Origin of the sequence: Streptomyces sp. AcH 505, assembly GCF_000818175.1 — a bacterium.
GTDB lineage: Bacteria > Actinomycetota > Actinomycetes > Streptomycetales > Streptomycetaceae > Streptomyces.
Genome location: NZ_JTIY01000001.1, coordinates 4,042,419 through 4,045,963, shown reverse-complemented (window position 1 = coordinate 4,045,963; position 3,545 = coordinate 4,042,419). Strand labels below are relative to the sequence as shown.

At 72.4% G+C, this 3,545-nt stretch carries 5 protein-coding genes; 2 read left to right on the top strand and 3 right to left on the bottom strand.

Features of this window, described 5'->3' with window-relative positions; translation table 11 throughout:
* Together yaaA and eda are read left to right on the top strand one after the other, a co-directional pair.
* Window positions 1–362: peroxide stress protein YaaA (gene yaaA / locus HY68_RS45245; protein ID WP_041990314.1), on the top strand; the 362-nt coding region annotated here is incomplete at its 5' end.
* An 84-nt stretch (window positions 363–446) separates the two neighbouring features.
* Entirely contained in the window at window positions 447–1,076 is a 630-nt protein-coding gene (eda, locus tag HY68_RS18500; protein WP_041990310.1) for a bifunctional 4-hydroxy-2-oxoglutarate aldolase/2-dehydro-3-deoxy-phosphogluconate aldolase, read from the top strand.
* A gap of 100 nt (window positions 1,077–1,176) precedes the next feature.
* On the opposite strand, the gene HY68_RS18495 is transcribed toward eda, so the two are convergent.
* From HY68_RS18495 to HY68_RS18485, 3 genes are all read right to left on the bottom strand, one after another.
* Window positions 1,177–2,469 carry a bifunctional RNase H/acid phosphatase gene (locus tag HY68_RS18495; protein WP_041990308.1) on the bottom strand — a complete coding sequence of 431 codons (1,293 nt, stop codon included), beginning with the start codon at window positions 2,467–2,469 and terminating at the stop codon, window positions 1,177–1,179.
* A 9-nt stretch (window positions 2,470–2,478) separates the two neighbouring features.
* Window positions 2,479–3,222: a C4-type zinc ribbon domain-containing protein gene (locus tag HY68_RS18490; protein ID WP_198533419.1), complete on the bottom strand. Its 744-nt coding sequence runs from the start codon at window positions 3,220–3,222 to the stop codon at window positions 2,479–2,481.
* The coding region (locus HY68_RS18485) for a Nif3-like dinuclear metal center hexameric protein (protein ID WP_041990303.1) at window positions 3,219–3,545 on the bottom strand (327 nt) is incomplete at its 5' end. The genes HY68_RS18490 and HY68_RS18485, both read right to left, overlap by 4 nt.

Below are 3,545 nucleotides of genomic sequence, written 5' to 3'. Positions count from 1 at the left end.
CCGTCCTGCCGTCGGCCGCCGAGGCCGCGGGCGGCGGGGTCGTACTGGATCTGCGGTCGTCGGCGTACGCGGCGGCCTGGCGCGCCGAGGGTGAGCTGGCGGCCCGTACGGCGACGGTACGGGTGCTGCACGCGCAGATCGACCCGGCGACCGGGGCCGAGAGGCGGTCCGTGGTCAGCCACTTCAACAAGGCCACGAAGGGCCGGATCGTACGGGACCTGCTGACGGCGGGCGCCCGGCCGAAGGATCCCGCGCGGCTGGTGGAGGCGCTGCGGGAGCTGGGGTACGTGGTCGAGGCGAAGCCTCCGGCGCGTGCGGGCAAGACGTGGGAGCTGGATGTCGTGGTCACCGAGATCCACTGATCCGGTCGGGCGCCACACTCACGCCCGTTGCACCCTGCGCAACGGGCATTGCGGACGGTGGGAAGGGCGCGGCAGGATGACCCCATGACCTCCGTGCTCGACCTCGCCCCCGTGATACCGGTCGTCGTCCTCGACGACGCCGCCGACGCCGTACCGCTCGCCCGCGCCCTGGTCGCCGGCGGCCTGCCCGCGATCGAGGTGACGCTCCGCACGCCCGCCGCGCTGGACGCGATCCGCGCGATCGCCGACGGTGTGCCGGACGCGGTGGTCGGCGCCGGTACGGTGCTGACGCCCGCAGCCGTGACCGACTCTGTGGCGGCCGGCGCGCGGTTCCTGGTCAGCCCGGGGTGGACGGACATGCTGCTGACGGCGATGCGGGTGTCCGGGGTGCCGTTCCTGCCGGGGGTGTCCACGACCTCCGAGGTGGTGGCGCTGCTGGAGCGCGGGGTGACGGAGATGAAGTTCTTCCCCGCCGAGGCGGCGGGCGGCACGGCCTACCTCAAGTCCCTGGCGAGCCCGCTCCCCCAGGCTGCCTTCTGCCCGACCGGCGGCATCACGGCCGAGTCGGCGCCGTCGTACCTCGCGCTGCCCAACGTCCGCTGTGTGGGCGGTACGTGGATGCTTCCGGCGGACGCCATCGCGGCGAAGGACTGGGGCCGGGTGGAGTCCCTGGCCCGCGAGGCGTCCACACTGCGGCTCAGCCGCCGGGCCTGACCTACGACTCGAAGGACAGCGAGACGAAGTCGGCCACGGCGCGGTAACCGAGCCGCTGGTACGGCGCGTTGCGCCGTCGCACCTGCTTGACGACGGGGGCTCAGCGCAGGTGGGACGTGTCGTTCAGCAGCCGCAGCGACGCGTTGCCGTCCGTGTAGTACGCCACGACCGAGACCGAGGCCGCCGAGAGTTCCATCCGGAACAGGGACTCGGGCGGTGCTCCCAGCGCCAGCCGTACCAGTTCCTTCACCGGTGTGACATGCGTGACGACCAGCACCGTACGGCCCTGGTAGCGCGCCAGCAGCCGGTCGCGGGCCGCCTCGACCCTGCGGCCGACCGTCTCGAAGCTCTCGCCGCCGCCGGTCGGTGCCACGGAGGGCGAGTCGAGCCACGCCGTCAGGTCGTCGGGGTACCGGTCGCGCACCTCGGCGAAGCTCAGGCCTTCCCAGGCGCCGAAGTCCGTCTCGCGCAGGCCCTCTTCGATCCGGACGTCGAGCCCGAGCCGGGCCGCCACCGCGTCCGCCGTCTCGCGGCAGCGCCTGAGCGGCGACGAGACGATGTCCTGGATGGTGCCGCGCGCCGCGAAAGCGGCGGCTGCCGCCTCGGCCTGGCGGCGGCCGACCGCCGACAGCTCGGGGTCGGTGCCACCACTGCCCGAGAACCGCTTGTCGGGGGTGAGGTGCGTCTCGCCGTGCCGCAGCAGGACGAAGGTGGCGGGCGTCCCGAGGTCGGCGGCGCCCCAGCCGACGGCCGGGGCCTCTTCTGCGGCGTCCGAGGCGGCAGTGTCGGAAGCGAAGTCAAAGCCCGTCTGGACGTGCTCGGTCGCCGCCGCGCCTCGCCCCGCCAGCGCCGCCCGCGCCTTCGCCGCGCCGGCCGCCGCGTCACCCGGAACCGGCGCCTGAGTCACCGCGGCCGTACGTGCCGCGCGGGCGTCCAGTTCCGCGGTGGAGGCGGACTGCTCCCACTGCTTGCCCTTCTTGCCCGCGTCCATCGCCTCGTTGGCCAGCCGGTCCGCGTGCTTGTTCTTCTCGCGCGGGATCCACTCGTAACTGACCTGCCCCGCCGGGAAGATCCGCGCGGCCTCGGCCGCCAGCGGCTTCATGTCCGGGTGCTTGATCTTCCAGCGGCCCGACATCTGCTCGACGACGAGTTTGGAGTCCATCCGGACATGCACGACGGCCGCCGGGTCCAGCGCCTTCGCCGCCTTGAGCCCGGCGATCAGGCCCTTGTACTCGGCGACGTTGTTCGTGGCCACACCGATGTACTCGGCGGCCTCGGCCAGCGCCTCACCGGTCTTCGGGTCGAGGACGACCGAACCGTAGCCCGCGGGGCCGGGGTTGCCTCGGGAGCCGCCGTCCGCCTCCACGACGAACTTCGGGGTCTGCCTGGGCATCGCTACCGCCTACAGGCCCGAGTCGGAGGTGCGGACGAGGATACGGCGGCAGTTCTCGCACCGCAGGACGGTGTCCGGCGTCGCCGCCTTGACCTCGTTGACCTCGGTGATGTTGAGCTCCAGCTGGCAGCCCTCGCACTTGCGCCGGAAGAGCCGGGCGGCGCCCACCCCGCCGTGCTGGGTGCGCAGCTTCTCGTACAGCTTCAGCAGATCGGCCGGTACGGACCCGGCGACGACCTCGCGCTCCTTGGTGACGGAGGCGATCTCGGCGTCGAGGTCCTTGGTGGACGCGTCGCGCCGTACGGCCGCGTCGTCGTTCTTCGTCTGTACGGAGGAGACGCGCCCGGTCAGCTCGGCGACCCGCTCCTGCGCGGACTCGCGGCGCTCCATGACCTCCAGGACGACGTCCTCCAGATCACCCTGGCGCTTGGCGAGCGAGACGATCTCGCGCTGGATGCTCTCCAGGTCCTTGGGCGAGGAGACGGCGCCGGAGTCGAGGCGCTGCTGGTCACGTGTGGCGCGCTGGCGGACCTGGTCGACGTCCTGCTCGGCCTTGGTCTGTTCGCGTGCGGTGTCGCTCTCCTCGGTCTGCGCGGCCACGAGGAGGCTGCGCAGCTGGGCGAGGTCGGCGGTGAGCGATTCGATCTCGGCGTGCTCGGGAAGTGAGTCTCGCTTGTGTTCGAGCTGCGACAGTCGTACGTCGAGGGCCTGGACGTCGAGGAGTCGGATCTGGTCGGCGGGCGCGGCGTTCAGTTGGGGGCTCCTGAAGAGTGATGGGAGGACCAGGGGTCGGTGACCGTCTTCGAGACGTGGACCCGCAGGTCCCAGCCGTGGCGGTCGGAAATCTCGTCGAGCTGGGCGGCGGCCTGCTCGCACCAGGGCCATTCGGTGGCCCAGTGCGCGGCGTCGATCAGCGCGAGCGCGCTGTGCTGGGTGGCTTCGGAGACCGGGTGGTGGCGCAGGTCTGCGGTGACGAACGCGTCCACCCCCGCGGCCCTGACGTCGTCGAACAGGCTGTCGCCCGAGCCGCCGCTGACGGCGACCGTACGGATCAGGGCGTCCGGGTCGCCGGCGAC

Coding starts and splice junctions, on each gene's coding strand:
- HY68_RS18495 (WP_041990308.1), bottom strand. CDS start 2,469: ATGCCCAGGCAGACCCCGAAGTTCGTCGTGGAGGCGGACGGCGGCTCC.
- eda (WP_041990310.1), top strand. CDS start 447: ATGACCTCCGTGCTCGACCTCGCCCCCGTGATACCGGTCGTCGTCCTC.